This is a genomic window from Listeria farberi (genome assembly GCF_014229295.1).
GTDB classification, from domain to species: Bacteria; Bacillota; Bacilli; order Lactobacillales; family Listeriaceae; genus Listeria; species Listeria farberi.
In genome coordinates, this window is sequence record NZ_JAARZL010000001.1 from 1 (window position 1) to 25,374 (window position 25,374).

The following is a 25,374-nucleotide window of genomic DNA, read 5'->3' on the forward strand; positions in this document are numbered from 1 at the left end:
CAATATTGTCTGGTAGTTATGGCGAGAAGGTCACACCCGTTCCCATCCCGAACACGGTAGTTAAGCTTCTCTGCGCCAATGGTAGTTGGGGGCTTCCCCCTGCGAGAGTAGGTCGCTGCCGGGCAATCTAACAAAGTCCTAATTATTTAGGACTTTTTTTGTTTGTAAAAGATAAATAAATTGCTAAAAGGTAGCGATATCTAGTATAATTAAAGTCAAAAATAGTCAAAGTCAGTGATTTGAAAAGTATGGAAAGGAGATTCCTTAAAATGAAAAACATTTCTGATATTATAGAAGCTTATTTGAAACAAGTCTTGGAGTCTAGTGAAGCAGTTGAAATTAAGCGGAGTGAAATTGCGGATAAGTTTGAATGTGTGCCTTCTCAAATAAATTATGTAATCAATACTAGGTTTACAATGGAACGAGGGTATATTGTTGAAAGTAAACGCGGTGGCGGTGGATATATTCGCATTATTAAAGTTAAAATGAATGATAAACTTCAACTGTTAGAAGCGATTATTTCAATGGTTCATGATAAAAAGGTCTCCCAATCATTTTCTGAAGATGTTATTTTGAGGTTACTTGAAGAAGAGGTAATAACAAAGAAAGAAGCTAGGTTGATGGTTTCGGCCTTGGACCGGGAAGTTTTAATTTTACCTTTACCAGATAGAGATATTTTAAGAAGTAGGATTTTAGAGGCGATGTTGGTTGCTTTGAAATATGATTAAGGTGTGATAACAATGATTTGTCAAAGATGTGGAGAAAATAAAGCGGTTATTGCTTTGCAACAATTAAATGAAGCTGGGAAAGTAGAATCGTTATATCTATGTGAGAATTGTGCGGCTAACGAAGCTCTTTCTTCAGAGAAAGACTTAGTCAAAGCTATGGATACTTTTAGTGAAGTTGCTCTTGATTTCTTGACGCTTTTGCAAAAAGAAGAAAATGCGCAAAAAGAGCTTGCCTGTGGGAATTGCCAACTTAGTTTTGAGGAGTTTTTACAGACTAATCGAGTTGGATGTTCGGAGTGTTATTCAGCTTTTGAAGAGCAATTGGTACCGATTATTGGTCGAGTGCAAAATGGTTATAAAAAACATGTTGGTAAGGTTCCAGTAGAAGTTGAGCGTGCGGAAGGTTTTCAAAATGAAATCAGTCGCTTACAAGAAAAGTTAGCACAACTAGTTAAAAATGAAGCGTTTGAGGAAGCCGCAATTATTAGGGATGAAATCAAAGCTTTGAAGGCTGGGGGTGAGGAAAAATGAATGTATTTGAGCCTCGGCTTAGTTCTTGGTTAGAAAATGCTGGTGATGATGATGATGTCGTTTTAAGTTCACGTATTAGGCTTGCTAGGAATTTGAAGGATGAGCAGTTTCCGGTTTATGAGCAAAAGGAAGAGATTGTTAATAATATTGCAGCAGTTTTTGATGATAATTTTACTTTGTTTAAAATGAATCAAATTTCTTTACTGCAAAAAGCTCTTTTGGTGGAAAAACATTTAATTAGTCCCTATATGATGAATAAGAGTGAGTATGGGGCTGTTCTTTTAAATGAAGAAGAAAATGTGAGTATTATGTTAAATGAGGAAGATCATTTGCGGATACAGTGCATGACGCCTGGTTTGAGATTATTCGATGCGTTAGAGGCTGCGCTACAAATTGATGGTTATGTGGAAGAGAAGCTTAATTATGCTTTTGATAAAGAGTTTGGATATTTGACGAGTTGTGTAACGAATGTCGGGACTGGGATGCGTGCTTCTGTGATGGTTCACTTACCAGGGCTTGTGACAACTAAAAGAATTAAAAATGTGATTGAAGCGATTAGGAGCCTTGGTTTTGTGGTAAGAGGTATATACGGAGAAGGTAGCATGCCTGCAAGTAGTATTTTTCAGGTCTCCAATCAAGTGACTCTGGGTAAAACGGAAGCAGAAATTGTGGAAGATTTAACGCAAGTCATGGAACAAATTATTATGCAAGAACGTGTAGCTCGAACTACTTTGAAGCAAAAGTTCCATATTGCACTTGAAGATAGAGTTTTTCGGGCATATGGTTTACTGACAAATTGTCGTATTATTTCTATGAAAGAAGCAGCAGATGCTATTTCTGATATTAGACTTGGTGTAGAGTTAGGCTTTTTCGAGCATATTTCTCGCCAAAAAATGAATGAATTGGTACTATTTTCGCAACCAGCTTTTTTGAGAAGAGAAGCAGGGAGAGATATGGATGAATTGGAAGAGAAAGTAATACGGGCCAAAGTGATTCGCGAGATTTTAGGCGATAAATAATGCGGCTTACGATAAGGAGGAAACAGCAATGATGTTTGGACGATTTACGCAAAGAGCTCAGAAAGTACTCGCGTTGTCACAAGAAGAGGCGATGCGTTTGAATCATAGTAATTTAGGAACAGAACATATACTTTTAGGTCTTGTAAGAGAAGGCGAAGGAATTGCGGCGAAAGCTCTTTATGAACTTGGAGTTAGTTCTGAAAAAGTGCAGCAAGAGGTGGAAGGTTTAATTGGACATGGAGAAAAAGCTGTGACCACGATTCAATATACTCCTCGGGCTAAAAAAGTAATTGAACTTTCAATGGATGAGGCTCGTAAATTAGGTCATACTTATGTGGGAACAGAACATATCTTACTTGGGCTTATTCGTGAAGGTGAAGGAGTTGCGGCACGAGTTTTAAGTAATCTTGGTATTAGTTTAAACAAAGCGCGTCAGCAAGTCTTACAGCTTCTAGGTGGTGGAGATGCTACGGGAGCTGGTCGTCAAACTAATACGCAAGCTACACCAACATTAGATAGTTTGGCACGTGATTTAACGGTTATTGCTCGGGAAGATAATCTGGACCCAGTTATTGGTCGTTCTAAAGAAATCCAACGTGTGATTGAAGTACTTAGTCGCCGGACGAAAAATAACCCGGTACTCATTGGAGAACCGGGTGTTGGTAAAACAGCGATTGCAGAAGGGTTAGCGCTACAAATTGTTCGTAATGAAGTGCCTGAGACCTTACGTGGAAAACGTGTAATGACGCTTGACATGGGGACTGTTGTAGCAGGTACAAAATATCGTGGTGAATTCGAAGACCGTTTGAAAAAAGTAATGGATGAAATTCGTCAAGCTGGCAACGTTATTCTCTTTATTGACGAACTCCATACTTTAATTGGCGCTGGTGGGGCGGAAGGTGCGATTGATGCATCTAATATCTTGAAGCCACCTCTAGCTCGTGGCGAATTACAATGTATTGGTGCAACAACACTTGATGAATATCGTAAATATATTGAAAAAGATGCGGCACTTGAAAGACGCTTCCAACCAATTAAAGTTGATGAACCAACTGTCGAAGAGTCTATCCAAATTTTACATGGGTTGCGTGATCGTTATGAAGCGCATCACCGTGTTGCAATTACGGATGCGGCTCTTGAGGCTGCTGTTCGTTTATCTGATCGCTACATCTCAGATCGTTTCTTACCGGATAAAGCGATTGATGTTATTGATGAGTCTGGTTCAAAAGTTCGTTTGAAATCTTTTACAACTCCCAAAAATGTTAAAGAAATGGAAAACAATTTATCTGATTTGAAAAAAGAAAAAGATGCCGCTGTACAAGGGCAAGAATTTGAAAAAGCAGCATCATTACGAGATAAAGAACAAAAACTCAAAAAATCATTAGAAGAAACAAAAGCTAATTGGCAAGAAAAACAAGGACTTGACCATAGTGAAGTAACAGAAGATATTGTCGCTGAAGTAGTTGCTAGTTGGACTGGAATTCCGGTAGCTAAACTGGCTGAAACGGAAACAAATAAACTTCTTAATATGGAAAAACTTATACATGAACGTGTTATTGGCCAAGATGCAGCGGTAAAAGCCGTATCACTTGCTGTTCGCCGAGCTCGTGCAGGGCTTAAAGATCCGAAACGTCCGATTGGCTCCTTTATTTTCCTTGGCCCTACTGGAGTTGGGAAAACAGAACTTGCACGTGCGCTTGCTGAGTCTATGTTTGGTGATGAGGATTCGATGATTCGAATCGATATGTCTGAGTACATGGAGAAATTCTCAACTGCTCGTTTAGTTGGTGCTCCTCCAGGTTATGTAGGATATGAAGAAGGCGGGCAACTGACTGAAAAAGTTCGTCAAAAACCTTATTCAGTAGTCCTTTTAGATGAAATTGAAAAAGCGCATCCAGATGTATTTAATATGTTGCTACAAGTACTGGATGATGGTCGTTTGACTGATTCTAAAGGGCGAGTAGTTGATTTTAGAAATACAGTTATCATTATGACTTCTAATATTGGCGCCCAAGAAATGAAACAAGATAAATCAATGGGCTTTAATGTGATTGATCCACTTAAAGATCATAAAGCAATGGAGCACCGCGTTTTACAAGATCTAAAACAGGCGTTCCGACCAGAATTTATCAATCGGATTGACGAAACAATTGTATTCCATTCTCTACAAGAAAAAGAATTGAAACAAATTGTTACACTTCTTACTGCTCAATTAACTAGCCGCCTAGCTGAACGTGATATTCATGTGAAATTAACAGAAGGCGCAAAAGCTAAAATTGCCAAAGATGGTTATGATCCAGAATACGGGGCGCGCCCTTTGAAACGAGCAATTCAAAAAGAAGTAGAAGATATGCTTTCTGAAGAATTACTTCGTGGCAATATCAAAGTAGGCGATAACGTTGAAATTGGTGTGAAAGATGGAAAATTAGAAGTTAGAAAAAAAGCAGCGACTAAGAAGAAAGCTACTCCCAAAAAAGTAAAATCGAAATAAATGATGAACCTTCCTTAAACATTTAAGGAAGGTTTTTTCTAAATAAGGGCTAAAAAGATAGAATGAAGGTTGAAAATACGAATTTGGCTAAAAGGCTTAACGCGAACAGATGATCTGTGGTAAAATGAAGCATATGTATGGAGGGATGTAGAAATGGCTAAGGCAAAAAGGACGACCAAATTTGTGTGTCAGTCATGTGGGTATGAATCGGCAAAATGGATGGGTAAATGTCCGAATTGCAATGAGTGGAATCAGATGGTGGAGGCATTAGAGCCATCGAAAAAATCACGCTCAGCTTTTAATCATACAGGGGAACCATCGAAGGCGACTCCGATAACTCAAATTGCAAGTGAAGAAGAAGCTCGGGTAGAAACTAATATGCCTGAATTAAATAGAGTACTTGGGGGCGGAGTTGTTCCGGGATCTATGGTACTTGTTGGCGGCGATCCTGGGATTGGTAAATCAACCCTTTTACTACAAGTGTCAGCACAACTTACACTTACTAATAAGAAAGTATTATATATTTCCGGAGAAGAATCAATTAAGCAAACAAAACTTCGTGCAGAGCGGCTGCAAGTTTCCGGTGATAACTTGTATGTTTATGCAGAAACTAATTTAGAAGCGGTTCAAGAAACAATCGACTTTGTAAAACCAGATTTTGTCGTCATTGACTCTATTCAAACTGTTTATCATCCAGATGTCACGAGTGCTGCGGGAAGTGTATCTCAGGTTAGAGAATGTACCGCTGCTTTAATGCGAATTGCTAAAATGCAAAATATCGCCATTTTCATCGTTGGTCATGTGACGAAAGAAGGCGCAATAGCTGGACCGCGTTTACTTGAACATATGGTGGATACAGTACTTTATTTTGAAGGAGAACGTCACCATGCTTACCGAATTTTGCGCGCAGTGAAAAACCGTTTTGGTTCGACAAATGAGATGGGGATTTTTGAAATGCGTGATATTGGTCTTGTGGAAGTTGCCAATCCATCTGAGGTTTTCTTAGAGGAACGCTTAGAGGGGGCTTCAGGATCAACAGTTGTAGCTTCGATGGAAGGAACGCGTCCTGTGCTTGTAGAAATTCAAGCGCTTGTATCACCGACAATGTTTGGAAACGCAAAACGGATGGCAACAGGAATTGATTATAATAAAGTTTCTTTGATTATGGCCGTTTTAGAAAAAAGAGTAGGTTTAATGTTACAAAATCAAGATGCTTATTTGAAAGCAGCTGGTGGGGTTAAATTAGATGAGCCAGCAGTTGATTTAGCGGTAGCAGTTAGTGTGGCTTCTAGTTATCGTGATAAACCGACAAGAAGTACGGATTGTTTTATCGGAGAACTTGGACTTACAGGTGAGATTCGTCGTGTAGCAAGAATTGAGCAGCGCGTACAAGAAGCCGCCAAACTAGGCTTTAAACGGATTTTTATTCCCAAAAATAATGAAGGTGCTTGGAAAATACCAAAAGACGTCCAAGTGGTTGGCGTGGAAACGATTGGCGAAGCATTGAAGAAGGCTTTACCAGACTGAAAATAAATACTTGAGTGATTCTAGGAGTACTATTTGCGGTATAGTCTTTTAATAGTGTAAAATAGTGCTATATGTATGTTTGGTAATAGCCCAATTATATGTATAAATATAAAAATGGAAAGGGGGAAACTAAATGCTTACATGGGTAATTCGAGTGTGTTTTCTTATCCTTGGTGGGACTACGGGAGTCTTTTCACTACCAGCACTATGGGTGAAACTTGGAATAGGACACATTTTGCTAATTAATAATCCTTATACTGATGCTTTGATTGGTGCACTTATATTTTATCTTATTACTTTCTGGGCGGTGAAATATGTAGAAGCCGCACTTAATTGGTTAGAGGAAAAATTAGCTAAAATTGCTATTGCAACGCTTATTTACGGGGGATTAGGTTTATTTGTTGGTTTAGTTATTGCGTTTTTCGCAAGCAATGCTTTAAGCCAAACGAATATTCCGCTTTTAAATTCAGTAGTGCCAGTTATTTTGACATTAGTGCTAGGTTATTTAGGGTTCCGTATTGGAATTAGTCGCCGTAATGAATTGGGGAATTTTGTTAATAATAGAAATGCGAAAAAGAAAACTCCTGAAGAAGAGCGGACTGAAGAAAAATCTAAGAAAACCTATAAAATTTTGGATACAAGTGTTATTATTGATGGCCGTATTGCGGATATTTTAGCTACTGGATTTTTAGATGGAACGGTTGTTATACCACTCTTTGTGCTAGCGGAGCTCCAACATATCGCGGATTCTTCTGATACGTTAAAACGGACAAGGGGTCGACGTGGATTAGATATTTTAAATCGAATTCAAAAAGAAGACTCTATCCAAGTAGAAATGTATGAAGGTGATTTTGAGGACACGCCAGAAGTGGATAGTAAACTTGTAAAACTTGCAAAAGTAATGGGCGGGATTGTCGTAACAAATGATTATAATTTGAACAAGGTATGTGAATTTCAAAATGTACCAGTCTTAAATATAAATGATTTGGCAAATGCAGTAAAACCTGTTGTATTACCAGGTGAGAAAATGACTGTTCTTATGGTGAAAGATGGTAAAGAGCATAATCAAGGCGTGGCATATTTAGATGATGGAACGATGATTGTTGTAGAAGATGGGCGTAAATTTATTAATGAAACAATTCAAGTTGAAGTTACAAGTGTGCTTCAAACATCAGCAGGAAGAATGATTTTTGCTAAACCATCCTGATTGGAAGGAGTTAATAAGCATGAATTATGAGCTGATTTTTTTAGCTGCAGGACAGGGTAAACGTATGAATGCGAAAAAAAATAAAATGTGGCTTGACTTAGTTGGCGAACCAATTTTCATTCATGCCTTACGTCCTTTTATAGCCGATAATCGTTGTTCGAAAGTGATTGTTGTGTGCCAAGAATCGGAAAGAAAACATGTGAGAAAATTGATGCGGCAACTTGACGTTTCGGAGGATAGAGTTGAGGTCGTAAAAGGTGGAAGCGAACGTCAGTATAGTGTAGCGGCTGGGCTGGAACATTGTGGCTTAGAAAGAGTAGTGCTTGTGCATGATGGGGCTAGACCTTTTGTAACTTTAGATGTTATTGATCGTCTGTTATTAGGTGTGAAACAAAATAAAGCTGCTATTTGTGCTGTGCAAGTGAAAGATACAGTAAAGCGAGTTTTCGACAAAGTTGTCATAGAGACGGTTGATCGTGAAAACCTCTGGCAAATTCAAACGCCTCAAGCTTTTGAGCTAGATATTTTACAAAAGGCGCACCGTCTCGCAAAAAAAGACCAATTTCTAGGAACGGATGAATCTAGTTTGGTCGAGCGGATTCCATACCCTGTTGCTATTGTCCAAGGAAGCTATTATAATATAAAGCTGACAACTCCAGAAGATATGCCACTTGCTAAGGCGATTTTAGGAGAACTTGGAGGGAAATTAAATGATTAGAATTGGCCAAGGATATGATGTACATAAACTTGATTATGACCGTGAACTGGTGATTGGTGGAGTTAAGATTCCTTACGAAAAAGGTTTGCTAGGTCATAGTGATGCGGACGTACTACTCCATGCTATTACAGATGCTATCATTGGTGCAATTGGCGCTTTGGATATAGGTCACTTTTTCCCGGATACGGATATGGCTTATAAAGACGCGGATTCAGCAGAGCTTCTTGCGGAAATTTGGCGACAGGTGGAAGCAGAGGGGTTCAAACTTGGGAATTTGGACGCGACTATTATTGCTGAAAAACCGAAAATGGCACCTTATGTGAAATTGATGAAACTTCGGATTGCTGAGTTGCTCCACGCAGAACCATCCCAAATAAATGTAAAAGCAACCACGACGGAGAAATTAGGTTTTACTGGTAGAGAAGAAGGTATTGCTAGTTTAGCGGTAGTCTTACTTGAAAAATAATTAAAGGAGTGAATAATTGTGAGTGAAACAAAACGAGTACGTGTACGTTATGCGCCGAGTCCAACTGGATTTTTGCATATTGGAAATGCACGTACTGCCTTATTTAACTATTTATTTGCAAGACATAACGATGGAGACTTTATCATTCGAATTGAAGATACGGATGCTAAGCGTAACGTAGCTGACGGTGAAGAAAGCCAAATGAAAAATCTGAAATGGCTAGGTATGGACTGGGATGAAGGCGTTGATGTTCCAGGGAAATATGGCCCTTACCGTCAATCTGAACGTCAATCGATTTACGAACCACTGATTCAACAACTTTTAGATAAAGGTTTGGCTTATAAATGTTATTGTACGGAAGAAGAATTAGATGCTGAACGCGAAAAACAAAAAGCAAATGGTGAAATGCCTCGTTATAGCGGAAAATGTCGTCATTTAACAAAAGAACAACAAGCGGAAAAAGAAGCACAAGGTTTCAAACCAAGCATTCGCTTCAAAGTACCAGCTAATGAAACAATTACTTTCAATGATATGGTTAAAGATGATGTTTCTTTTGAATCGAATGGGATTGGAGATTTTGTTATTGCGAAAAAAGACGGGATTCCGACTTATAATTTTGCGGTAGCAGTGGATGATCATTTAATGGAAATCTCGCATGTTCTTCGTGGTGATGACCATATTTCGAATACACCAAAACAAATTTTAATATATAATGCTTTTGGCTGGGAACCTCCAATTTTTGGACATATGACACTTATTGTGAATGAAAGCAGACGTAAATTAAGTAAACGTGATGGCTCAATTATTCAATTTATTGAGCAGTATCGTGACCTAGGGTATTTACCAGAAGCCTTATTTAACTTTATTGCTATGCTTGGTTGGTCTCCAGAAGGGGAAGAAGAAATTTTCTCCAAAGAAGAATTTATTAAAATGTTTGATCCGAAGCGTTTATCTAAATCGCCAGCATTATTCGATAACGTTAAATTAACTTGGGTGAATAACCAATATGTGAAAAAATTACCGCTTAATGATGTTGTGGAACTTTCGTTGCCTCATTTACAAAAAGCTGGTGTTGTATCTGCTGATTTAGATCAAGCAGAACTTGATTGGGTGCATAAGTTAGTTTCGCTTTATCATGAGCAAATGAGTTATGGTGCTGAAATTGTGCCACTTTCAGAAATGTTTTTCGCTGATGCTGAATCGATTACTTTTGACGAAGAAGAAACAGCGGTGCTTGCAGAAGAAACAGTACCAACAGTTATTTCGACATTCAAAAAAGAATTAGAAGCGCTAGAAGTTCTTGAAGCGTCGGAAGTAAAAGTTGCCATCAAACGTGTTCAAAAAGAAACAGGCGTAAAAGGTAAAGGTTTATTTATGCCGATTCGTATTGTCACTACTGGCGAAATGCATGGTCCTGAACTACCACTTGCAATCGAAGTGCTTGGTCGTGAGAAAGTGCTTCATCGTTTGGATACATGGTTGAAAAACAATTAATTTTAAGGGAGAGCATCTCGACTATGTGCGAGGTGCTTTTTTATTTTGATATATTTCAGTTGCAAGGAATTTTATTGCTGTTATAATAGAACTAAATATACGGAAAAAGTGATGATGGGAAGAAGTACGGAATTCTAAGCTTATAGAGAGAGTCGCCATGGCTGGAAGCGACTTAGCTGAACACTCCTGAAATGCCTCCCTGAATTCTGATGGGAAATTTAGTATCGTCAGACGAAATGTGGGTCGTTACCCCCACCCCTAGAGTTGGAGTATCTGCTGAAATTAGTAGTACTCAAGTCAGAGTGGAACCGCGCGGAGCGTCTCTGTATTAGAGGGGCTTTTTTTGTTGGCGTAGGTTCCAAGGAAAAAATGTACGAACTTGAATAAGGAGGCAACAAAATGCCAACTCGCTTAAAAGAAGATATTGCAACAATTATAAAGAATGACCCTGCGACAAAGACTTTTTTTGATGCTTTTTTAACGAATCCTGGATTACATGCACTTTGGTGGCACCGTGTGGCAAACTTTTTTTATCGCCACAAAATGGTTTTGTTTGGAAAAGTATTATCGCAGACTGCTCGTTTCTGGACTAATATAGAAATTCATCCCGGCGCAACAATTGGTAGAAGGCTTTTTATAGATCATGGTGCAGGGATTGTCATTGGAGAAACTGCGGAAATTGGTGATGATGTTACGATTTTTCATGGAGTTACGCTTGGTGGGACCGGGAAAGACTGCGGGAAACGCCATCCAACAGTCGGTGACAGAGCACTTGTTTCAGCAGGAGCAAAAGTACTTGGTCCTGTTGATATTGGAGCAGATGCCCGGATTGGCGCGGGTGCGGTTGTTTTAAAAGACGTACCTCCTGGCGCAACAGTAGTAGGTATTCCTGCTAAAGTTGTTCGGCTTAACGGTCGTACGGTTGGACACGCGGTCCCTAAGATGGATGAACTGACGTTGCGAATTGCGGAATTAGAAAATATAGTAGAAAAACTTTTGAAGGAAAAGGAGTAGATCTGATTGTCGATACAAATTTTTAACACATTAAAGCGAGAGAAAGAGCCTTTTAAACCACTCAAAGATGGTGAAGTGAAAATGTACGTTTGCGGACCGACTGTTTATAATTATATTCATATCGGAAACGCGCGGCCAATTATTGTTTTTGATACGGTTCGTCGTTATTTTACGTATCGTGGTTATGATGTGAAATTCGTGTCTAATTTTACGGATGTGGATGATAAATTGATTCGTGCGGCAAATGAACTGAAATTGACAGTTCCAGAAGTGGCGGACCGTTTTATTGGAGCTTATTTTGATGATGTGGATCAATTGAATGTGGCGAAAGCTAGCGTGAATCCACGTGTAACGGAAAATATGGATGAAATTATCCAATTGATAGGTACATTAATTGAAAAAGATTATGCTTATGAGTCAGCTGGCGATGTGTATTTCCGTACAAAAAAATTCAAAGATTACGGAAAACTATCTGGTCAAGAATTATCGGAACTGCAACACGGCGCACGAGTTGAATATAATGAGCGTAAGCAAGATGAACTTGATTTCACGCTTTGGAAAGCTGCTAAACCGGGTGAAATTTTTTGGGAAAGTCCATTTGGAAATGGGCGTCCGGGTTGGCATATTGAATGCTCAGCGCTTGCGAAAAAATATCTTGGCGATACGATTGATATTCATGCGGGGGGGCAAGATTTAGTATTCCCTCACCATGAAGATGAAATAGCTCAATCCGAAGCGGCGACCGGGAAAACTTTCGCAAATTACTGGATGCATAATGCCTTTTTAAATATTGACGGGGAGAAAATGTCTAAATCTCTCGGGAATTTTATTACACTCCATGATGTACTAAAAGACAATGACCCAAATGTGATTCGCTTCTTTATGTTGTCCGTGCATTACCGGAAACCTATTACGCTGAATGATGCCATTTTAGATGATGCAAAAAATGGGTTGGAACGATTAATGATTGCGTATCAAAATATTGATCACCGTATTCAAACTGATGACGGCGAATATGTAGAAGAAACGCATGAGGATGAATGGTTAGAACAACTGACTGAATTAAAACAAGCATTTGAAGATGATATGGATGATGATTTTAATACTGCCAATGCGATTACTACTTTCCACGAACTCGCGAAACGTGCGAATATTTATCTTTCAAAAGAAACAGTTTCTATTAATGTTTTGCGTGAATTTTTAAGTATGATGCGTTTATTTGCAGAAGTACTAGGTTTGAAATTGGAAAACGCGCAAACTGATTCGTTGGATGATAGCGAAGTAGAAGCGCTAATTGAAGAACGTCTGCAAGCAAGAAATGAACGTAATTTTGCGCGAGCTGATGAAATTCGAGATATTTTAAAAGAAAAAGATATTATTTTGGAAGATACTGCGCAAGGCACGCGGTTTAGACGGGGGTAAATCATGGTAGAAGTGAAAGACTACAAACAACTTAATGGCCTTGCGCTTGCCTATATGGGCGATGCAGTGTATGAGAAATTTATTCGCGAATACTTACTTGCTGCTGGAAAGACAAAACCGAATCAACTGCATAAAACTGCGACAAAATTCGTTTCTGCAAAAGGGCAGGCTGTGGCGCTTAAAGCTATGATTGCAGAAGGTTTTTTAACAGACGAAGAAGATCGGATTGCAAAGCGGGGGCGAAATGCTAAGTCATATACAGTCCCTAAAAACACAGATCCTGGGACATATAGTATGTCTACTTCCTTTGAAGCAGTACTTGGCTATCTTTATTTAGCAGGTGACATGGAACGACTACAGGAATGGATGGAAAAAGCGCTTGAAATAGTCGGAAAAGGAGTGGAAAACAACTAATGGAACAAGAAAATGAGCAAGAGTGGATTGGTGGGAGAAATCCTGTCCTTGAAGTATTACGATCAGATAGAGATATCCATAAAATATACGTACAAGAAGGCTCGCAAAAAGGTGTTTTAAAACAAGTATTAACGTTAGCGAAGGAACGTAAAATTCAAGTTCAGTTTGTACCAAAACAAAAGATTGAAAAAGTAGTAAGTGGTGCGCATCAAGGTGTTGCTGCTCAAGTTGCAGCTTATCAATATGCGGAGTTAGATGACTTATTTGCGGCAGCTGAAGCAAAAGATGAAATGCCATTTTTCATTATTTTAGACGAGTTAGAAGACCCCCATAATTTAGGCTCAATTATGCGTACAGCAGATTCTGTTGGAGCACACGGGATTATCATTCCAAAACGCCGATCAGTAGGCTTAACCCAAACTGTAGCCAAAGCAAGTACTGGAGCAATGGAGTATGTGCCAGTAGTTCGCGTGACAAATATGGTACGGACAATGGAAGAACTGCAAAAACGTGGACTGTGGATTTTTGGAACAGATGCGAAAGGAAGTAGTGATTACCGGACGATGGATACCGACATGCCACTTGCCATTGTAATTGGAAGTGAAGGTTTTGGAATGAGTCGTTTAGTTCGTGAAAAATGTGATTTCCTTGTTCATTTACCAATGCGTGGAAAAGTGACATCACTTAATGCCTCTGTTGCTGCAAGTTTGTTACTTTATGAAGTTTATCGGAAACGTTTCCCACTGGAGAAATAATGATGGAACAAATTCTGCTTGTTGACGGGTATAATGTGATTGGAGCTTGGCCAGAATTGAGTTTCTTAAAAGATCGTGATTTGGAAGCGGCGAGAGATAAGCTAATTGAGTGGATGGCGGAGTACCAAAGCTATACGGGATACCGTGTTGTAGTTGTATTTGATGCGCAATTCGTTCGTGGTGTGAAGCGAAAAAGCAAGAAGCATCAAGTCGAAGTAGTTTTTACACATGAAGATGAAACAGCAGATGAATATATTGAACAAAAAGCGATTGAATGGAAAAATGCACGGACCCAAATTATTGTAGCAACCTCTGATTACACAGAGCAGTGGGCTATTTTTGGACAAGGAGCGCTTCGAATTTCTTCGCGTGAATTACTTTTTGAAATTCAAGAAATGAGTAAACAGATTGGACAGAAAATCAAACGAATTCAGGAAAAAATGCCAAAGTCAAACCTCAATTTAGATTCTGACGTTATTTCCCAACTTGAAAAGTGGAGAAGAGGCGAAGAGTAAGGGATTGACGGGCTGTTTCTGACTATGTATAATGAAGCAACCAAAGAAGAAATCCTGTCGAAAAGGAGCCGATTAGCCTAGTGAAGAATTCAGTAAATCAAGAAGAAATGGCGATGCTTGAACTAGCTAGAAGCGGTGATACGGAAGCGTTAGAGTATTTTTTCAGTAAGTATCAGTCAGTTATTTACTGGAAATCGACGCAATATTTTTTGCAAGGTGCAGAGCGAGATGATTTAATTCAAGAAGCAATGATTGGACTTTTTAAGGCAATTCGTGATTATGATGGGTCAAAAGAAGCCTCTTTTCGTTCTTTTGCGGAAATGTGTATTAATAGGCAACTTCTTTCGGCGGTGAAGCGGGCATCTAGACAGAAGAATATCCCTTTAAATAATTCCGTCTCATTAGATACACCAATGGCTGAAGATGATGTGGATTGGACTTTGCTAGATGTTATTTCCGAAAAAGCTGCTGAAACCCCAGAAGATTTTTTAATTAAAAATGAAGGTTTAACGCATGTGGCGCGTCAATTAGAACAAGTCACAAGTGAATTTGAAAAAGAAGTGTTAAAACAATATTTAGAAGGTAAAAGCTATCAAGAAATGGCTCTTTTTTTCAATAAAAAAGAGAAGGCTATCGATAATGCCTTACAGCGAGTAAAAAAGAAAATGATGAAGCAGTTTGAGTGAAAAAATAATTGACTAGCTAGGAGCCAAGTGTTATATTTATATGGATGAAATGTGCCTACTTTTTGGCATGGCATATTTAATGATTGCGGAGTTGAGGTATTTATGAAGAAGAAAACATCGCTCGCTTGTTCTGAGTGTGGTTCAAGAAACTATACAGTCAATGTTAGCGGGACGCAGAAAGAAACTCGCTTAGAAGTGAAGAAATTCTGTCGACACTGTAATAAACATACATTACATCGAGAAACAAAATAGACGATATGGAGGTTTTGGTATGTCTGCAATAGCAAGATTCTTTCGGAACGTTTCATCCGAAATGCATAAAGTTACATGGCCAACTAGAAAAGAACTTTTAACATACACAGTAACAGTAGTTATTACAGTAATTTTATTTGCATTATTCTTTATGTTGATTGATTTTGGTATCGAACAAATTATTAAACTTATCGTGTAGTGCTAGGAATTTTACAAAGATAATGATATACTATTACTTGAGACAAAACCCGTACAACTTTCGGGTTTTTTATTTTGGATTATACTAAAAGGAGGATGGCGGCAAAATAGGATTGCTGCCAACTAAACAATGGAAAAAAATTGGTATGTAGTTCATACTTACTCCGGTTATGAAAATAAAGTCAAAGCAAACTTAGAAAAACGTGTAGAATCAATGGGCATGTCAGATAAAATCTTCCGCGTTATCGTACCGGAAGAAGAAGAAACAGAAGTGAAAAATGGTAAAACAAAAACAATTAAACGTAAAGTTTTCCCGGGTTATGTATTAGTAGAAATCGTTATGACAGATGATTCTTGGTATGTTGTGCGTAATACTCCAGGAGTTACTGGATTTGTTGGTTCTTCAGGTTCTGGATCGAAACCAACACCATTACTTCCAGAAGAAGCAGATCGTATTCTGAAAAGTATGGGTATGGTCGAAAAACGTGCTGAAGCAGACTTTGAAATTGGTGAAACAGTTATGGTCAAAGAAGGACCATTCGCGGACTTCTCTGGTAAAGTGGACGAAATGGATAATGACAAAGGTAAAGCGAAAGTCATGGTTAACATGTTCGGACGTGAAACTCCAGTCGAAGTGGATTTCAATCAAATCGAAAAACTTTAAAACTTACAACCTCTACATTATTTGTGGAGGTTGTTTTGTTAAGGAGGCAAGCAAATGGACAAGGCTAAGCAGATATATTTGGATTTTAAACGAGAAGCTCTATTTTTAGATCTCGATTTTCCTTTATTCTTAGGTAACGGTCCAGGGTGCGGTGAACTTTGTATGGACTATAGCGAACAAGATGGCTATATGCTTTACGGTTATGAACGCGGCGAACGAAACAGTGAATTCAAAACAACTGATTTTGACGAATTTAAATATGAAGTATTCCTGCATATTTGTTGGTATATGGGGATGGAATTTGAACTTCGCCATCGTAAAGAAGACATCGAACGTGACGATAACATCCTTGAAACGGATACCCGTAAAATCGCTTTTGAAAAAACATTGCAGTTATTAAAAACAGTAAACCCAGCTTGGATTGATAAGGCTGCGCAAGGTTACACAGCGTATTTGAACTTATGGCGGAAAAATCAAAACGTCTATTTCGATAAAACGACCATGGAATTCAAAGTGAATCTCTAAAAAAATCTTGCAACGAAACGTTTAAGATGGTATCATATATAAGTACGTTTTTGACGTATGTTTTAACGTGGGAGGGGAAATATCAGCCCCAGTCAACCACATCACGGACTTAAGGAGGTATGTCTCGTGGCAAAAAAAGTGATTAAAGAAGTTAAACTTCAAATTCCAGCAGGTAAAGCAAATCCTGCACCTCCAGTTGGACCTGCATTAGGTCAAGCTGGCGTAAACATCATGGGATTCTGTAAAGAGTTTAATGCTCGCACAGCCGATCAAGCTGGTCTTATTATTCCTGTTGTGATCACTGTATTTGAAGACCGTTCGTTTACGTTCATCACTAAAACTCCACCAGCAGCTGTATTACTTAAAAAAGCAGCTAAAGTGGAAAAAGGATCCGGTGAACCAAACAAAACAAAAGTTGCATCTGTAACTCGCGCTCAAGTACAGGAAATTGCTGAAACAAAAATGCCAGACCTTAACGCTGCAAATGTTGAATCTGCAATGCTAATGGTTGAAGGTACTGCACGTTCTATGGGTATCACTATCCAAGACTAATCGTGTGTTTCACAATTTGACAATTAAGGAGGAAAAGAAATGGCTAAGAAAGGCAAAAAGTATCAAGATGCTTTAAAACAAATTGATGCAAATAAAGTTTACACTGCAGAAGAAGCAGTTGAACTTGCTAAAAAAATTGACTTCGCTAAATTCGATGCAACTGTTGAAGTAGCATTCCGTCTTGGCGTTGACCCTAAAAAAGCGGACCAACAAATCCGTGGTGCTGTTGTATTACCAAACGGTACTGGTAAAACTCAACGTGTATTAGTATTCGCAAAAGGTGAAAAAGCAAAAGAAGCAGAGGCTGCTGGAGCTGATTACGTTGGTGAATCTGAATTCGTTGAAAAAATCAACCAAGGTTGGTTTGAATTTGACGTTATCGTTGCTACACCTGACATGATGGGTGAAGTTGGTAAATTAGGCCGTGTCCTTGGACCAAAAGGTTTAATGCCAAACCCTAAAACTGGTACAGTAACTATGGACGTAACTAAAGCAGTTAACGAAATTAAAGCTGGTAAAGTAGAATACCGTGTTGATAAAGCTGGGAATGTCCACGCTGCAATCGGTAAAGTATCTTTTGATGCTGCTAAACTAGTAGAAAACTTCCGTACTGTGAATGATGTTCTACAAAAAGCAAAACCTGCTGCTGCGAAAGGTACTTACGTGAAAAATCTTTCCGTAACAACTACTTTCGGACCTGGAATCAAAGTTGACCCAGCAAGCTTATAAAATTTAACTTGACCAGCCCCTTTTCTTTTGATAAGATAGGCTAGTTGAAACAATCAAATATCCTTACCGTAGACAGTTGGTGCGTTTATCGCTTAATTTTGCCACCCGAGGGATTTCTTTTGAAGTGTGCGTCCGCGTGCATTTTACAAAAACCTCTGGCGTCTACGGTGTCAGAGGTTTTTTGTTGCTGATCAAACAGAATTTGTGTCTGTTTAATTAGATTTAATTGTTGGACGGAGGTGGAAAAATGAGTAAAGTTCTTGAAGCTAAACAAAGTGCAGTTGAAGAAATTAAAACTAAATTATCAGCTAGTGCGTCTACAGTAATTGTTGATTACCGCGGCTTAAACGTTGGCGAAATCACTGAATTACGTAAACAATTGCGTGATGCTGGTATTGAATTTAAAGTCTACAAAAACTCACTAACTCGCCGTGCTGTTGAAGCTAACGGTTACGAAGGTTTAGAAGGAGCTCTAACTGGTCCTAACGCAATCGCATTCAGTAATGAAGACGTAGTTGCGCCTGCGAAAATCCTTAACGATTTCGCTAAAGATCATGAAGCACTAGAAATCAAAGCCGGTGTTATTGAAGGTAAAGTTGCTTCTCTTGAAGAAATTAAAGCACTTGCAACACTTCCATCACGCGAAGGATTGCTATCTATGCTTTGCAACGTACTTCAAGCTCCAGTTCGCGGTCTTGCTATCGCTACTAAAGCTGTTGCTGACCAAAAAGAAGGACAAGAAGCATAATCTGTTCTACCAAGGGGAAACCCTACAAACAAATCTCGGTTAAATCCGAAAAAATTATATTAATTGGAGGAATTTCAAAATGGCTTTAAACATTGAAGAAATCATTGCTTCCGTAAAAGAAGCATCTGTATTAGAACTTAACGATTTAGTAAAAGCAATCGAAGAAGAATTTGGCGTAACTGCTGCTGCTCCTGTAGCTGTAGCTGCTGCTGGTGGCGGTGCTGCTGAGCAAACTGAATTCACTGTAGAACTGGCTTCTGCTGGAGATTCTAAAATCAAAGTTATCAAAGTGGTACGTGAAATCACTGGTCTTGGCTTAAAAGAAGCTAAAGAATTAGTTGACAACGCTCCTAAAGCTCTTAAAGAAGGCGTTGCTAAAGAAGAAGCTGAAGAAATCAAAGCTAAACTTGAAGAAGTTGGCGCTAACGTAGAAGTTAAATAATTAACTTAAAGACCTTAGATACTAGCTATCTAAGGTTTTTTTTATTGCTAACTATCTAAGCTTTTGTGGAGGAGTAGAATGACGATTTTTTTCTTTAGAAGGCTTTTTTTTATTACTATTACATGCTAGTATAGGAAAGTAAGTTAGTTTCTTGGGAGGTTGTATATGTCAATTAAATCTATATCAAAATCTGAACTAGAAGTTATGAAAATCATTTGGGAATACGGCAGAGCTGTTCAGTACTCTGATGTTGCTGAGAAACTAAGTGAAAAAGGCGTTTTGTGGAAGAAAAACACCATTCTTACTTTTTTAGCTAGATTAGTTGAGAAAAAGTTACTTCGTGTGAAGAAAATTGGTCGAAAAAATGAATATTATGCACTTGTTAGTGAAAATGAATACTTAGAACTGCAAACCGAAACCTTTTTAGAAGATATTTATGAAGGTGATGTAAAAGGATTAATTACTAATTTAGTGCAAAATGAGTTAATTTCTACAGATGAATTAGATGATTTACAACAATTTTGGAAAAGAGTGAAATCACCTAATGAATGAATTGCTTAAGATGGCTTTATCAATGGCTTTAACATCAGTGATATTAATACTTTTTATCTGGATATTTGATAAAATTTTCAATCGTTATTTAAGTAAGGCGAAAATTTATTATTTATGGCTTGTTGTTTTTTTCTTTTTGACGATACCTTTTTCGTTTTTTTTCTTTATGTCGGCGAAAAATAGTGATTTCATGTGGAGAAATAAAACAGGTTTTGAAGGAGTTTCTTCTATTGAGATCAATCAAAATGGAGTATTTTTAGAACGAGATGTTAAAGTTACTTTTTGGATGACGGTGCTTGATTATTTATGGTTAGTTTGGTTAATAATATTTTTACTTATTTTTATTTATCGGATAGCCTCTTATAGGAATTTTAAAAAATATGTTTTTTCAGGTGCGCGAAAAGTAGATGATTTGGAGCAATTAGAAATATTAGCAGGAATAATAGATGAATTAAATATTAAAAAATCTGTTGAATTAATGATTAATCCGCTTATTTCATCGCCAATTTTCTTAGGATTAAAAAGAAATGTAATAGTTATACCGGATAAAAAATTTTTAGCGGAAGAACTACAATATATTTTTAGGCATGAATTGATCCACTGTAAACGTAAAGATATGTATTATGTATGGGCAACCCAATTTTTCACTTGTCTATATTGGTTTAATCCGTTGATGTATTTTATGAATAGGCAGATACAAAAAGATCGTGAATTAGCTTGTGATGAAGCGGTTTTAGCAGATTTACCCGAAAATAAATATGTGGGCTATGGAGATACGCTTCTTTCTTCGCTTACTAAATCAGGTAGTTACAAAGAATCTTATGTATCAGTTTCACTTCATGAAAATACAAATGCTTTGAAAGAAAGACTCACATTTATCGCCAATTACCAAAAGAAAACAAAGAAGACCAAAATATTTTTTTCATTTTTTCTTATATTGTTGTGTGTTAGTGGTCTTTTCTTTAGTTTATTACAAACAGCGTGGTTTACTGTAGAAAAGCAAAATAGTATTACAATTGAACGGAAAAAATAAACTAGTAAAACTTTCTTCATTGATTGAGGGGAGTTTTTTTATTGCAGATTTGACTTTTAAGACTACATATTGTAGAATTAAAAAGCTTAAACAATTACTAAAAAGGCGGGGATTAAATGTTTGGTCGGAAAGAAGTTTCAATACCAGCAGATTATCAACAGTTTAATACTTTTCCAACTGAAAGAGAACGATTGCTTTGTATCGGCGCTTCTACTACGGAGTGTAAGCATAAAATCGAAACCAAGTTAGATGGCTCCAATAAGATGTTAAAGCTTTATTATCCAAAAAACCGTGGCGCTAAGGTTATGAAGTATTGGCTACCAATGTTTGGGATAAATGATTCTAGATCTGCTGTTGAGATTATTTCTACTTGGATTGAAGGAAATGATTATTATGGAGAGGTCCCGCAGAATGTTACAAGCACAGTCATCAATGACATCGCTAAAGCATCTCGAAAAAAAGATTTCAATAAGGACTCTTTAGTAAGCTCTGCTGAAAAAATCAAAACGTTTGGGGCATTTGATCTTGAGAGATTAGGGTATTTAGTACGGGTTTGTTTTTCTTTAGACTTGCTCACTGAAGAACAATCATGGGAGTTTTTGAATAAATTTTGGGAAGATGCAGTCCTGCATTTTGAAAACTGGGATGATTATATAGTTAGTTATCTAAATGGACAAGAAGGTATGGGAACTAATTGGTATAGTGACACACTTGTTTCTTATATCCAATTAAAAAAAGATCCAAATAGTTTATTGAATCAATATCAACTAAGATAATACGAAGAGGAGTTAAAAAGAGAATATGAAGAGAATTTTGAGTGGAGTGGGAATTTTATTAATAGCATTACTTGTAACAGCATGTGGAAATGATAAGGCAAGTAATGAAAAAGTGGAAAAAGATACGTATGTGGCTGATTTACAAGGGGCGCAATTAGAAGCGACTTTTTATCATGTAGATGATAACTTAAGGAAAGTAGATCAAAAGATGGTATATCCATTAGCTTATCTAGGCTTGGAAGAAGGAACTAAAGTAGATGACGCTACGCAAAAGAAACTGGAAGAACAAGTAACATCTCAGTATGCCGGTTATAAGGATAGTAAAGGTGCATCGCTTGAAACCAAATTTACAGATAAGGGAATGGAATTAACAATGTCTGTTGATCTGTATAAAGCAGATAAAAAGTCCGTGAACTCATTACTAGCAGGAACAACGGACCCGAAAAATGTAAGTTATAAAGATACAGTATCTCAATTTGAAGCACAAGGATATACTAAAAAATAATATTTTGAAAATAGGTTCCTTTTATTAGAGGAACCTATTTCCAAAAATTCCTTTTGTAGCTATTATAGAGCAAAGTTTTATGCTAAAATAGCTAGAGATATGAAAGGAAGGTGCAGTTGATGACTAATAATCACTACTACACAAACGACGAAACAATGAAACACAACCGAAAAACATGGCAAATGATGTTAAAAGGTTTTAATATGAACTTTACAAGCGATAATGGCGTATTTTCCAAAAATACGGTTGATTTTGGTTCGAAATTGTTAATTGAATCATTTGACTTGGAAGTGAAATCGGGGAAAATTTTGGATGTTGGTTGTGGTTATGGTCCGATGGGGTTAACTGTAGCGAAAGAATTTCCTGAAAGCCAAATTGAAATGGTAGATGTAAATTTGCGCGCACTGGAACTTGCGAAAGAAAATGCGGAATTAAATAAAATTACGAATACGCATATCTATGAAAGTTCGGTTTATGATAACGTAACTGCAAAGGACTACCAAGCGATTATTAGTAACCCGCCAATCCGTGCAGGAAAAAAGGTTGTTCATGCAATTTTGGAAGGTGCTTATAATCATTTGAAAGAAACCGGAGAACTCTGGATTGTCATTCAAAAGAAACAAGGCGGTCCATCTGCTGAGAAGAAAATGGAAGAAGTTTTCGGTAATGTTGAAACAGTGGCGAAAAATAAAGGTTATTTTATTTTCAAAAGTGTTAAAAATTAAGTTGTATCGAGTGTGGAAACGTGCTAATATAGAAATACATTTTACTAAGAAAGGACTGAGGGACATGCTTAGAATGAGAAATATGCTAGAAAAAAACAACCAATCAAGACAGAAGATAATAGGTATTTCTTTAACGTTCCTTCATGACCCAGTAGTGTCTTTTCAAGGTAGCGTCCGTTAAGAGTTAAGTCCTTCAATCTTTCTTGATTGAGGGACTTTTTTAATACCTAAAAATAAACTTGAAAGAAGTGAGTCAAATGACAGTGGGAGATCTGAGTAATTTAAACAGCTAGGAAGAGAAGTGGAGACATTCATTTCTCTATTAAACAGAAAATGAGGAATAGAAATGCTAACATTAAAAGGAAAGTATAACGAAGCAAAAGTTTTTACAGATAACGTCGATGACAATACAATTGGGCAAATTATTACACTATGCAATCAATCGTTTGCGAAAGATAGTAAGATTCGGATTATGCCTGATACGCATGGCGGTAAAGGCTGTGTGATTGGAACGACAATGACAATTCAAGATAAAATTGTACCGAATTTGGTTGGAGTGGACATCGGTTGTGGGCTATATGTAGTGAAACTAAAACCTGGCAAGTTAAAAATGGATTTTGATAAGCTGGATAAAGTTATTCGCGAACGAGTGCCATCTGGAAGCAAAACACACGATAAACCTGTGGATGAATTTGATTTGGAAGACGTAGTTGCGCCGATTCATCGCGGCTGGGTAGCTAGGAGTGTAGGGACGCTTGGTGGCGGGAACCATTTCATTGAAGTGAATCAAGGTTCTGACGGTATTTACCTTGTAATTCATAGTGGAAGTCGGGTGCTTGGTAAAGAAATCGCGGAATATCACCAAGAAGTAGCTTATAAAGGATTAGACATATTGCGTAAAGAATTGAAATTGGACGCCACTGCTGCGAAAAAACGCGGCAATTTAGAAATGGCCAACAACTTGAATAATGAGCGCGAGCAAGTGAAATTGGATTATGACTTATCCTATGTGACGGGCTCTGATTTGAAAAATTATTTAAATGACATGGAAATTGCACAAAAATTTGCTGCTCGTAATCGTTACGTCATGGCAGAAACTATTTTAAAAGCGATGAAGTGGGATAAAGCAGTTGTTTCAGCGTTTGATTGTGTGCATAATTACATTGATATTGATAACCACATGCTCAGAAAAGGTGCGACATCTGCTCAGCTTGGGGAACAAATTATCGTTCCGCTTAATATGCGCGATGGCAGCATCCTTGCAACTGGAAAAGGAAATGCAGATTGGAATTACTCGGCGCCGCACGGGGCGGGAAGGATGCTAAGTCGCTCCAAAGCAAAAGCACAAATCAGTTTAGAAAGCTATCAGGCAGCAATGAAAAACGTTTGGACTACTTCTGTTTCTAAAAAAACAATTGATGAAGCTCCAAAAGCATATAAATCAGCTAAACAATTACTTGTTGATGTAGAAGATACAATGGAAATTCAAGAAATAATTAAACCGTTATACAATTTCAAAGCATGATGGGAAAGAAGCGGCAAGTATTATAATATTTGCCGCTTCTTCTTTTCATTGTTAGAGTAGTGTTATAAGGAAATAAGTTCTCACTTTTTCTGTAATCTGATATAATAAATTAATATAGATGAATTTGAAATTTTAGGGAGATAGATATGAATAAAGTGACGAAAATTGGAGATGTAGCAGAGAAAACGGGCTATTCTATAACTACTATTTCTCGAGCAATTAATGGTAATCCAAATGTTTCAGATAAAACAAAAAAGAAAATTTTTGCTGCGATGAAAGAACTGAATTATTATCCTAATAATATTGCTCAACAATTTCGAGGGCAGGGGACTAAGATGATTGGTGTGGTGATTTCCTTTATAACCAATCCTTTTTTTGCGTACCTTGTTGATGCGATTGAACGCTATCTATCTCACAGAGGGTATCAGGTTGTCATGTTGCAAACTTTAGAAAATCCTGCAAAAGAATTACAGTTCATCGAGATGTTGCAAAAGAAACAGCTAGATGGATTGATTATGGCTAACTTAGAAAATGATACAGAAGAAATTAAATCACTCGTTGAAAGTGGCAAAATTGTTCTTTGTAATCGTTATTTGGGAAATGAAGATTTAACGATTATTAACATTGATGAAACGAAAGCGGCTTATCAAGCAACGAACTATTTAATAAAATGTGGTTATAAACGCCTTTCCTACTGCACTGGTGGCATTAAAAATAAAAATGATTACCGTTTTAAAGGATTCATGCAAGCTGTAACAGAAAATGGACTTTCTTTTGATGAATCATTATATTTTGAGAAGTTATTAACCATTAAAGATGGCGAAGAGCTTCTGGTTAATATTTTAGAAGAGAAATCTACCATGCCGGACGCAATTTTTTCAAATGGTGATACGGTTGCTGCTGGGATATTATATGCTGCAAAAAAATACGGGATAGCAGTGCCAGAGGAGCTAGGAATCATAGGTTTTGATAATCAACCTATAGCGGAGGTTCTGAATCCGGCGCTGACAACTATTGAACAACCAATTAAAGAACTTGGTGAATATTCGGCGCAAGTTCTATTGGCTAATTTACAAGGAACGAGTGTTCCGGTAGCGCCAGATCTTGAAACAAAACTAATAATAAGAGAGACTACCAAGTAAATTCTCTCTTATTATTTTT

30 protein-coding genes, 1 rRNA gene and 2 other annotated features are annotated in these 25,374 nt (G+C 37.6%); all 31 genes read left to right on the forward strand.

Features of this window, described 5'->3' with window-relative positions; genetic code table 11:
• Positions 1-8: 8 nt before the first annotated feature.
• Positions 9-124, forward strand: a 5S ribosomal RNA gene (rrf, locus tag HCB38_RS00005).
• A 145-nt stretch (positions 125-269) separates the two neighbouring features.
• On the forward strand, positions 270-728 hold the full coding sequence (locus HCB38_RS00010) for a CtsR family transcriptional regulator (protein ID WP_185317796.1): 459 nt from the start codon (positions 270-272) through the stop codon (positions 726-728).
• Positions 729-740: 12 nt separating this feature from the next.
• On the forward strand, positions 741-1,259 hold the full coding sequence (locus HCB38_RS00015) for a UvrB/UvrC motif-containing protein (RefSeq protein WP_185317797.1): 519 nt from the start codon (positions 741-743) through the stop codon (positions 1,257-1,259).
• A complete protein-coding gene (locus HCB38_RS00020) occupies positions 1,256-2,278 on the forward strand; it encodes a protein arginine kinase (protein ID WP_185317798.1) in 1,023 nt (340 codons plus the stop codon). Before HCB38_RS00015 ends, HCB38_RS00020 begins: the two co-directional genes overlap by 4 nt.
• A 28-nt stretch (positions 2,279-2,306) precedes the next feature.
• Positions 2,307-4,769 carry an ATP-dependent Clp protease ATP-binding subunit gene (locus HCB38_RS00025; protein WP_185637132.1) on the forward strand — a complete coding sequence of 821 codons (2,463 nt, stop codon included), beginning with the start codon at positions 2,307-2,309 and terminating at the stop codon, positions 4,767-4,769.
• A 153-nt stretch (positions 4,770-4,922) separates the two neighbouring features.
• Positions 4,923-6,296 carry a DNA repair protein RadA gene (radA, locus tag HCB38_RS00030; RefSeq protein ID WP_185620138.1) on the forward strand — a complete coding sequence of 458 codons (1,374 nt, stop codon included), beginning with the start codon at positions 4,923-4,925 and terminating at the stop codon, positions 6,294-6,296.
• 133 nt (positions 6,297-6,429) lie between these two features.
• Positions 6,430-7,503, forward strand: a complete 1,074-nt coding sequence (locus tag HCB38_RS00035; RefSeq protein ID WP_185317801.1) for a PIN/TRAM domain-containing protein — start codon at positions 6,430-6,432, stop codon at positions 7,501-7,503.
• 19 nt (positions 7,504-7,522) lie between these two features.
• The gene (gene ispD / locus HCB38_RS00040; RefSeq protein ID WP_185637134.1) at positions 7,523-8,221 is read left to right on the forward strand and encodes a 2-C-methyl-D-erythritol 4-phosphate cytidylyltransferase; all 699 of its coding nucleotides are present in this window, start codon (positions 7,523-7,525) and stop codon (positions 8,219-8,221) included.
• Entirely contained in the window at positions 8,214-8,687 is a 474-nt protein-coding gene (ispF, locus tag HCB38_RS00045; RefSeq protein WP_185317803.1) for a 2-C-methyl-D-erythritol 2,4-cyclodiphosphate synthase, read from the forward strand. The genes ispD and ispF overlap by 8 nt, the downstream gene beginning before the upstream one ends.
• 18 nt (positions 8,688-8,705) lie before the next feature.
• Positions 8,706-10,181, forward strand: coding sequence for a glutamate--tRNA ligase (gene gltX / locus HCB38_RS00050; protein ID WP_185637136.1), 1,476 nt, complete (start codon positions 8,706-8,708; stop codon positions 10,179-10,181).
• Positions 10,182-10,283: 102 nt separating this feature from the next.
• Positions 10,284-10,509: a binding site (T-box leader), on the forward strand.
• A 71-nt stretch (positions 10,510-10,580) separates the two neighbouring features.
• The gene (epsC, locus tag HCB38_RS00055) at positions 10,581-11,195 is read left to right on the forward strand and encodes a serine O-acetyltransferase EpsC (protein ID WP_003760085.1); all 615 of its coding nucleotides are present in this window, start codon (positions 10,581-10,583) and stop codon (positions 11,193-11,195) included.
• A 6-nt stretch (positions 11,196-11,201) separates the two neighbouring features.
• A complete protein-coding gene (cysS, locus tag HCB38_RS00060) occupies positions 11,202-12,617 on the forward strand; it encodes a cysteine--tRNA ligase (protein WP_185317805.1) in 1,416 nt (471 codons plus the stop codon).
• Between the two features lie 3 nt (positions 12,618-12,620).
• Positions 12,621-13,031: a Mini-ribonuclease 3 gene (locus HCB38_RS00065; protein WP_185317806.1), complete on the forward strand. Its 411-nt coding sequence runs from the start codon at positions 12,621-12,623 to the stop codon at positions 13,029-13,031.
• Positions 13,031-13,786 (forward strand): 23S rRNA (guanosine(2251)-2'-O)-methyltransferase RlmB, encoded by a 756-nt coding sequence (gene rlmB / locus HCB38_RS00070; protein WP_185317807.1) that lies wholly within the window; start codon positions 13,031-13,033, stop codon positions 13,784-13,786. Before HCB38_RS00065 ends, rlmB begins: the two co-directional genes overlap by 1 nt.
• Before the next feature lie 2 nt (positions 13,787-13,788).
• Complete coding sequence (locus HCB38_RS00075; protein WP_185317808.1) at positions 13,789-14,301, forward strand: NYN domain-containing protein; 513 nt, start codon at positions 13,789-13,791, stop codon at positions 14,299-14,301.
• Between the two features lie 80 nt (positions 14,302-14,381).
• Positions 14,382-14,987: an RNA polymerase factor sigma-70 gene (locus HCB38_RS00080; RefSeq protein WP_185637138.1), complete on the forward strand. Its 606-nt coding sequence runs from the start codon at positions 14,382-14,384 to the stop codon at positions 14,985-14,987.
• A 102-nt stretch (positions 14,988-15,089) separates the two neighbouring features.
• Positions 15,090-15,239: a 50S ribosomal protein L33 gene (gene rpmG / locus HCB38_RS00085; protein ID WP_003728079.1), complete on the forward strand. Its 150-nt coding sequence runs from the start codon at positions 15,090-15,092 to the stop codon at positions 15,237-15,239.
• A gap of 19 nt (positions 15,240-15,258) precedes the next feature.
• Positions 15,259-15,438 carry a preprotein translocase subunit SecE gene (gene secE / locus HCB38_RS00090; RefSeq protein WP_003765079.1) on the forward strand — a complete coding sequence of 60 codons (180 nt, stop codon included), beginning with the start codon at positions 15,259-15,261 and terminating at the stop codon, positions 15,436-15,438.
• A gap of 129 nt (positions 15,439-15,567) precedes the next feature.
• The gene (gene nusG / locus HCB38_RS00095) at positions 15,568-16,101 is read left to right on the forward strand and encodes a transcription termination/antitermination protein NusG (protein ID WP_003760101.1); all 534 of its coding nucleotides are present in this window, start codon (positions 15,568-15,570) and stop codon (positions 16,099-16,101) included.
• 54 nt (positions 16,102-16,155) lie between these two features.
• Positions 16,156-16,626, forward strand: a complete 471-nt coding sequence (locus HCB38_RS00100; protein WP_185317810.1) for an Imm63 family immunity protein — start codon at positions 16,156-16,158, stop codon at positions 16,624-16,626.
• Positions 16,627-16,752: 126 nt separating this feature from the next.
• Complete coding sequence (gene rplK, locus HCB38_RS00105) at positions 16,753-17,178, forward strand: 50S ribosomal protein L11 (protein ID WP_003718336.1); 426 nt, start codon at positions 16,753-16,755, stop codon at positions 17,176-17,178.
• A 39-nt stretch (positions 17,179-17,217) separates the two neighbouring features.
• On the forward strand, positions 17,218-17,907 hold the full coding sequence (rplA, locus tag HCB38_RS00110) for a 50S ribosomal protein L1 (protein ID WP_003726838.1): 690 nt from the start codon (positions 17,218-17,220) through the stop codon (positions 17,905-17,907).
• 48 nt (positions 17,908-17,955) lie between these two features.
• Positions 17,956-18,099, forward strand: a sequence feature (ribosomal protein L10 leader region).
• A 55-nt stretch (positions 18,100-18,154) separates the two neighbouring features.
• Complete coding sequence (gene rplJ / locus HCB38_RS00115; RefSeq protein ID WP_003723030.1) at positions 18,155-18,655, forward strand: 50S ribosomal protein L10; 501 nt, start codon at positions 18,155-18,157, stop codon at positions 18,653-18,655.
• A gap of 79 nt (positions 18,656-18,734) precedes the next feature.
• Entirely contained in the window at positions 18,735-19,097 is a 363-nt protein-coding gene (gene rplL, locus HCB38_RS00120) for a 50S ribosomal protein L7/L12 (RefSeq protein WP_003765087.1), read from the forward strand.
• A gap of 165 nt (positions 19,098-19,262) precedes the next feature.
• Positions 19,263-19,649 carry a BlaI/MecI/CopY family transcriptional regulator gene (locus HCB38_RS00125; RefSeq protein WP_185317811.1) on the forward strand — a complete coding sequence of 129 codons (387 nt, stop codon included), beginning with the start codon at positions 19,263-19,265 and terminating at the stop codon, positions 19,647-19,649.
• Positions 19,642-20,682: a M56 family metallopeptidase gene (locus tag HCB38_RS00130; protein ID WP_185608007.1), complete on the forward strand. Its 1,041-nt coding sequence runs from the start codon at positions 19,642-19,644 to the stop codon at positions 20,680-20,682. The genes HCB38_RS00125 and HCB38_RS00130 overlap by 8 nt, the downstream gene beginning before the upstream one ends.
• A gap of 116 nt (positions 20,683-20,798) precedes the next feature.
• Positions 20,799-21,458 (forward strand): DUF1266 domain-containing protein, encoded by a 660-nt coding sequence (locus HCB38_RS00135; protein ID WP_185608008.1) that lies wholly within the window; start codon positions 20,799-20,801, stop codon positions 21,456-21,458.
• 25 nt (positions 21,459-21,483) lie between these two features.
• Positions 21,484-21,963, forward strand: coding sequence for a DUF1307 domain-containing protein (locus tag HCB38_RS00140; RefSeq protein WP_185317814.1), 480 nt, complete (start codon positions 21,484-21,486; stop codon positions 21,961-21,963).
• A 119-nt stretch (positions 21,964-22,082) separates the two neighbouring features.
• Positions 22,083-22,688 (forward strand): class I SAM-dependent methyltransferase, encoded by a 606-nt coding sequence (locus tag HCB38_RS00145; protein ID WP_185317815.1) that lies wholly within the window; start codon positions 22,083-22,085, stop codon positions 22,686-22,688.
• A gap of 346 nt (positions 22,689-23,034) precedes the next feature.
• Positions 23,035-24,213 (forward strand): RtcB family protein, encoded by a 1,179-nt coding sequence (locus HCB38_RS00150; RefSeq protein WP_185317816.1) that lies wholly within the window; start codon positions 23,035-23,037, stop codon positions 24,211-24,213.
• Between the two features lie 146 nt (positions 24,214-24,359).
• A complete protein-coding gene (locus HCB38_RS00155; protein WP_185317817.1) occupies positions 24,360-25,355 on the forward strand; it encodes a LacI family DNA-binding transcriptional regulator in 996 nt (331 codons plus the stop codon).
• The last annotated feature ends 19 nt before the right edge of the window (positions 25,356-25,374 follow it).

What these genes read in the sequence shown, in the direction of transcription:
- HCB38_RS00010 (WP_185317796.1), top strand. Translation starts at nt 270, where the DNA reads ATGAAAAACATTTCTGATATTATAGAAGCTTATTTGAAACAAGTCTTG.
- HCB38_RS00015 (WP_185317797.1), top strand. Translation starts at nt 741, where the DNA reads ATGATTTGTCAAAGATGTGGAGAAAATAAAGCGGTTATTGCTTTGCAA.
- HCB38_RS00020 (WP_185317798.1), top strand. Translation starts at nt 1,256, where the DNA reads ATGAATGTATTTGAGCCTCGGCTTAGTTCTTGGTTAGAAAATGCTGGT.
- HCB38_RS00025 (WP_185637132.1), top strand. Translation starts at nt 2,307, where the DNA reads ATGATGTTTGGACGATTTACGCAAAGAGCTCAGAAAGTACTCGCGTTG.
- radA (WP_185620138.1), top strand. Translation starts at nt 4,923, where the DNA reads ATGGCTAAGGCAAAAAGGACGACCAAATTTGTGTGTCAGTCATGTGGG.
- HCB38_RS00035 (WP_185317801.1), top strand. Translation starts at nt 6,430, where the DNA reads ATGCTTACATGGGTAATTCGAGTGTGTTTTCTTATCCTTGGTGGGACT.
- ispD (WP_185637134.1), top strand. Translation starts at nt 7,523, where the DNA reads ATGAATTATGAGCTGATTTTTTTAGCTGCAGGACAGGGTAAACGTATG.
- ispF (WP_185317803.1), top strand. Translation starts at nt 8,214, where the DNA reads ATGATTAGAATTGGCCAAGGATATGATGTACATAAACTTGATTATGAC.
- epsC (WP_003760085.1), top strand. Translation starts at nt 10,581, where the DNA reads ATGCCAACTCGCTTAAAAGAAGATATTGCAACAATTATAAAGAATGAC.
- HCB38_RS00065 (WP_185317806.1), top strand. Translation starts at nt 12,621, where the DNA reads ATGGTAGAAGTGAAAGACTACAAACAACTTAATGGCCTTGCGCTTGCC.
- rlmB (WP_185317807.1), top strand. Translation starts at nt 13,031, where the DNA reads ATGGAACAAGAAAATGAGCAAGAGTGGATTGGTGGGAGAAATCCTGTC.
- HCB38_RS00075 (WP_185317808.1), top strand. Translation starts at nt 13,789, where the DNA reads ATGGAACAAATTCTGCTTGTTGACGGGTATAATGTGATTGGAGCTTGG.
- rpmG (WP_003728079.1), top strand. Translation starts at nt 15,090, where the DNA reads ATGAAGAAGAAAACATCGCTCGCTTGTTCTGAGTGTGGTTCAAGAAAC.
- secE (WP_003765079.1), top strand. Translation starts at nt 15,259, where the DNA reads ATGTCTGCAATAGCAAGATTCTTTCGGAACGTTTCATCCGAAATGCAT.
- nusG (WP_003760101.1), top strand. Translation starts at nt 15,568, where the DNA reads ATGGAAAAAAATTGGTATGTAGTTCATACTTACTCCGGTTATGAAAAT.
- HCB38_RS00100 (WP_185317810.1), top strand. Translation starts at nt 16,156, where the DNA reads ATGGACAAGGCTAAGCAGATATATTTGGATTTTAAACGAGAAGCTCTA.
- rplA (WP_003726838.1), top strand. Translation starts at nt 17,218, where the DNA reads ATGGCTAAGAAAGGCAAAAAGTATCAAGATGCTTTAAAACAAATTGAT.
- rplJ (WP_003723030.1), top strand. Translation starts at nt 18,155, where the DNA reads ATGAGTAAAGTTCTTGAAGCTAAACAAAGTGCAGTTGAAGAAATTAAA.
- rplL (WP_003765087.1), top strand. Translation starts at nt 18,735, where the DNA reads ATGGCTTTAAACATTGAAGAAATCATTGCTTCCGTAAAAGAAGCATCT.
- HCB38_RS00125 (WP_185317811.1), top strand. Translation starts at nt 19,263, where the DNA reads ATGTCAATTAAATCTATATCAAAATCTGAACTAGAAGTTATGAAAATC.
- HCB38_RS00130 (WP_185608007.1), top strand. Translation starts at nt 19,642, where the DNA reads ATGAATGAATTGCTTAAGATGGCTTTATCAATGGCTTTAACATCAGTG.
- HCB38_RS00135 (WP_185608008.1), top strand. Translation starts at nt 20,799, where the DNA reads ATGTTTGGTCGGAAAGAAGTTTCAATACCAGCAGATTATCAACAGTTT.
- HCB38_RS00140 (WP_185317814.1), top strand. Translation starts at nt 21,484, where the DNA reads ATGAAGAGAATTTTGAGTGGAGTGGGAATTTTATTAATAGCATTACTT.
- HCB38_RS00145 (WP_185317815.1), top strand. Translation starts at nt 22,083, where the DNA reads ATGACTAATAATCACTACTACACAAACGACGAAACAATGAAACACAAC.
- HCB38_RS00150 (WP_185317816.1), top strand. Translation starts at nt 23,035, where the DNA reads ATGCTAACATTAAAAGGAAAGTATAACGAAGCAAAAGTTTTTACAGAT.
- HCB38_RS00155 (WP_185317817.1), top strand. Translation starts at nt 24,360, where the DNA reads ATGAATAAAGTGACGAAAATTGGAGATGTAGCAGAGAAAACGGGCTAT.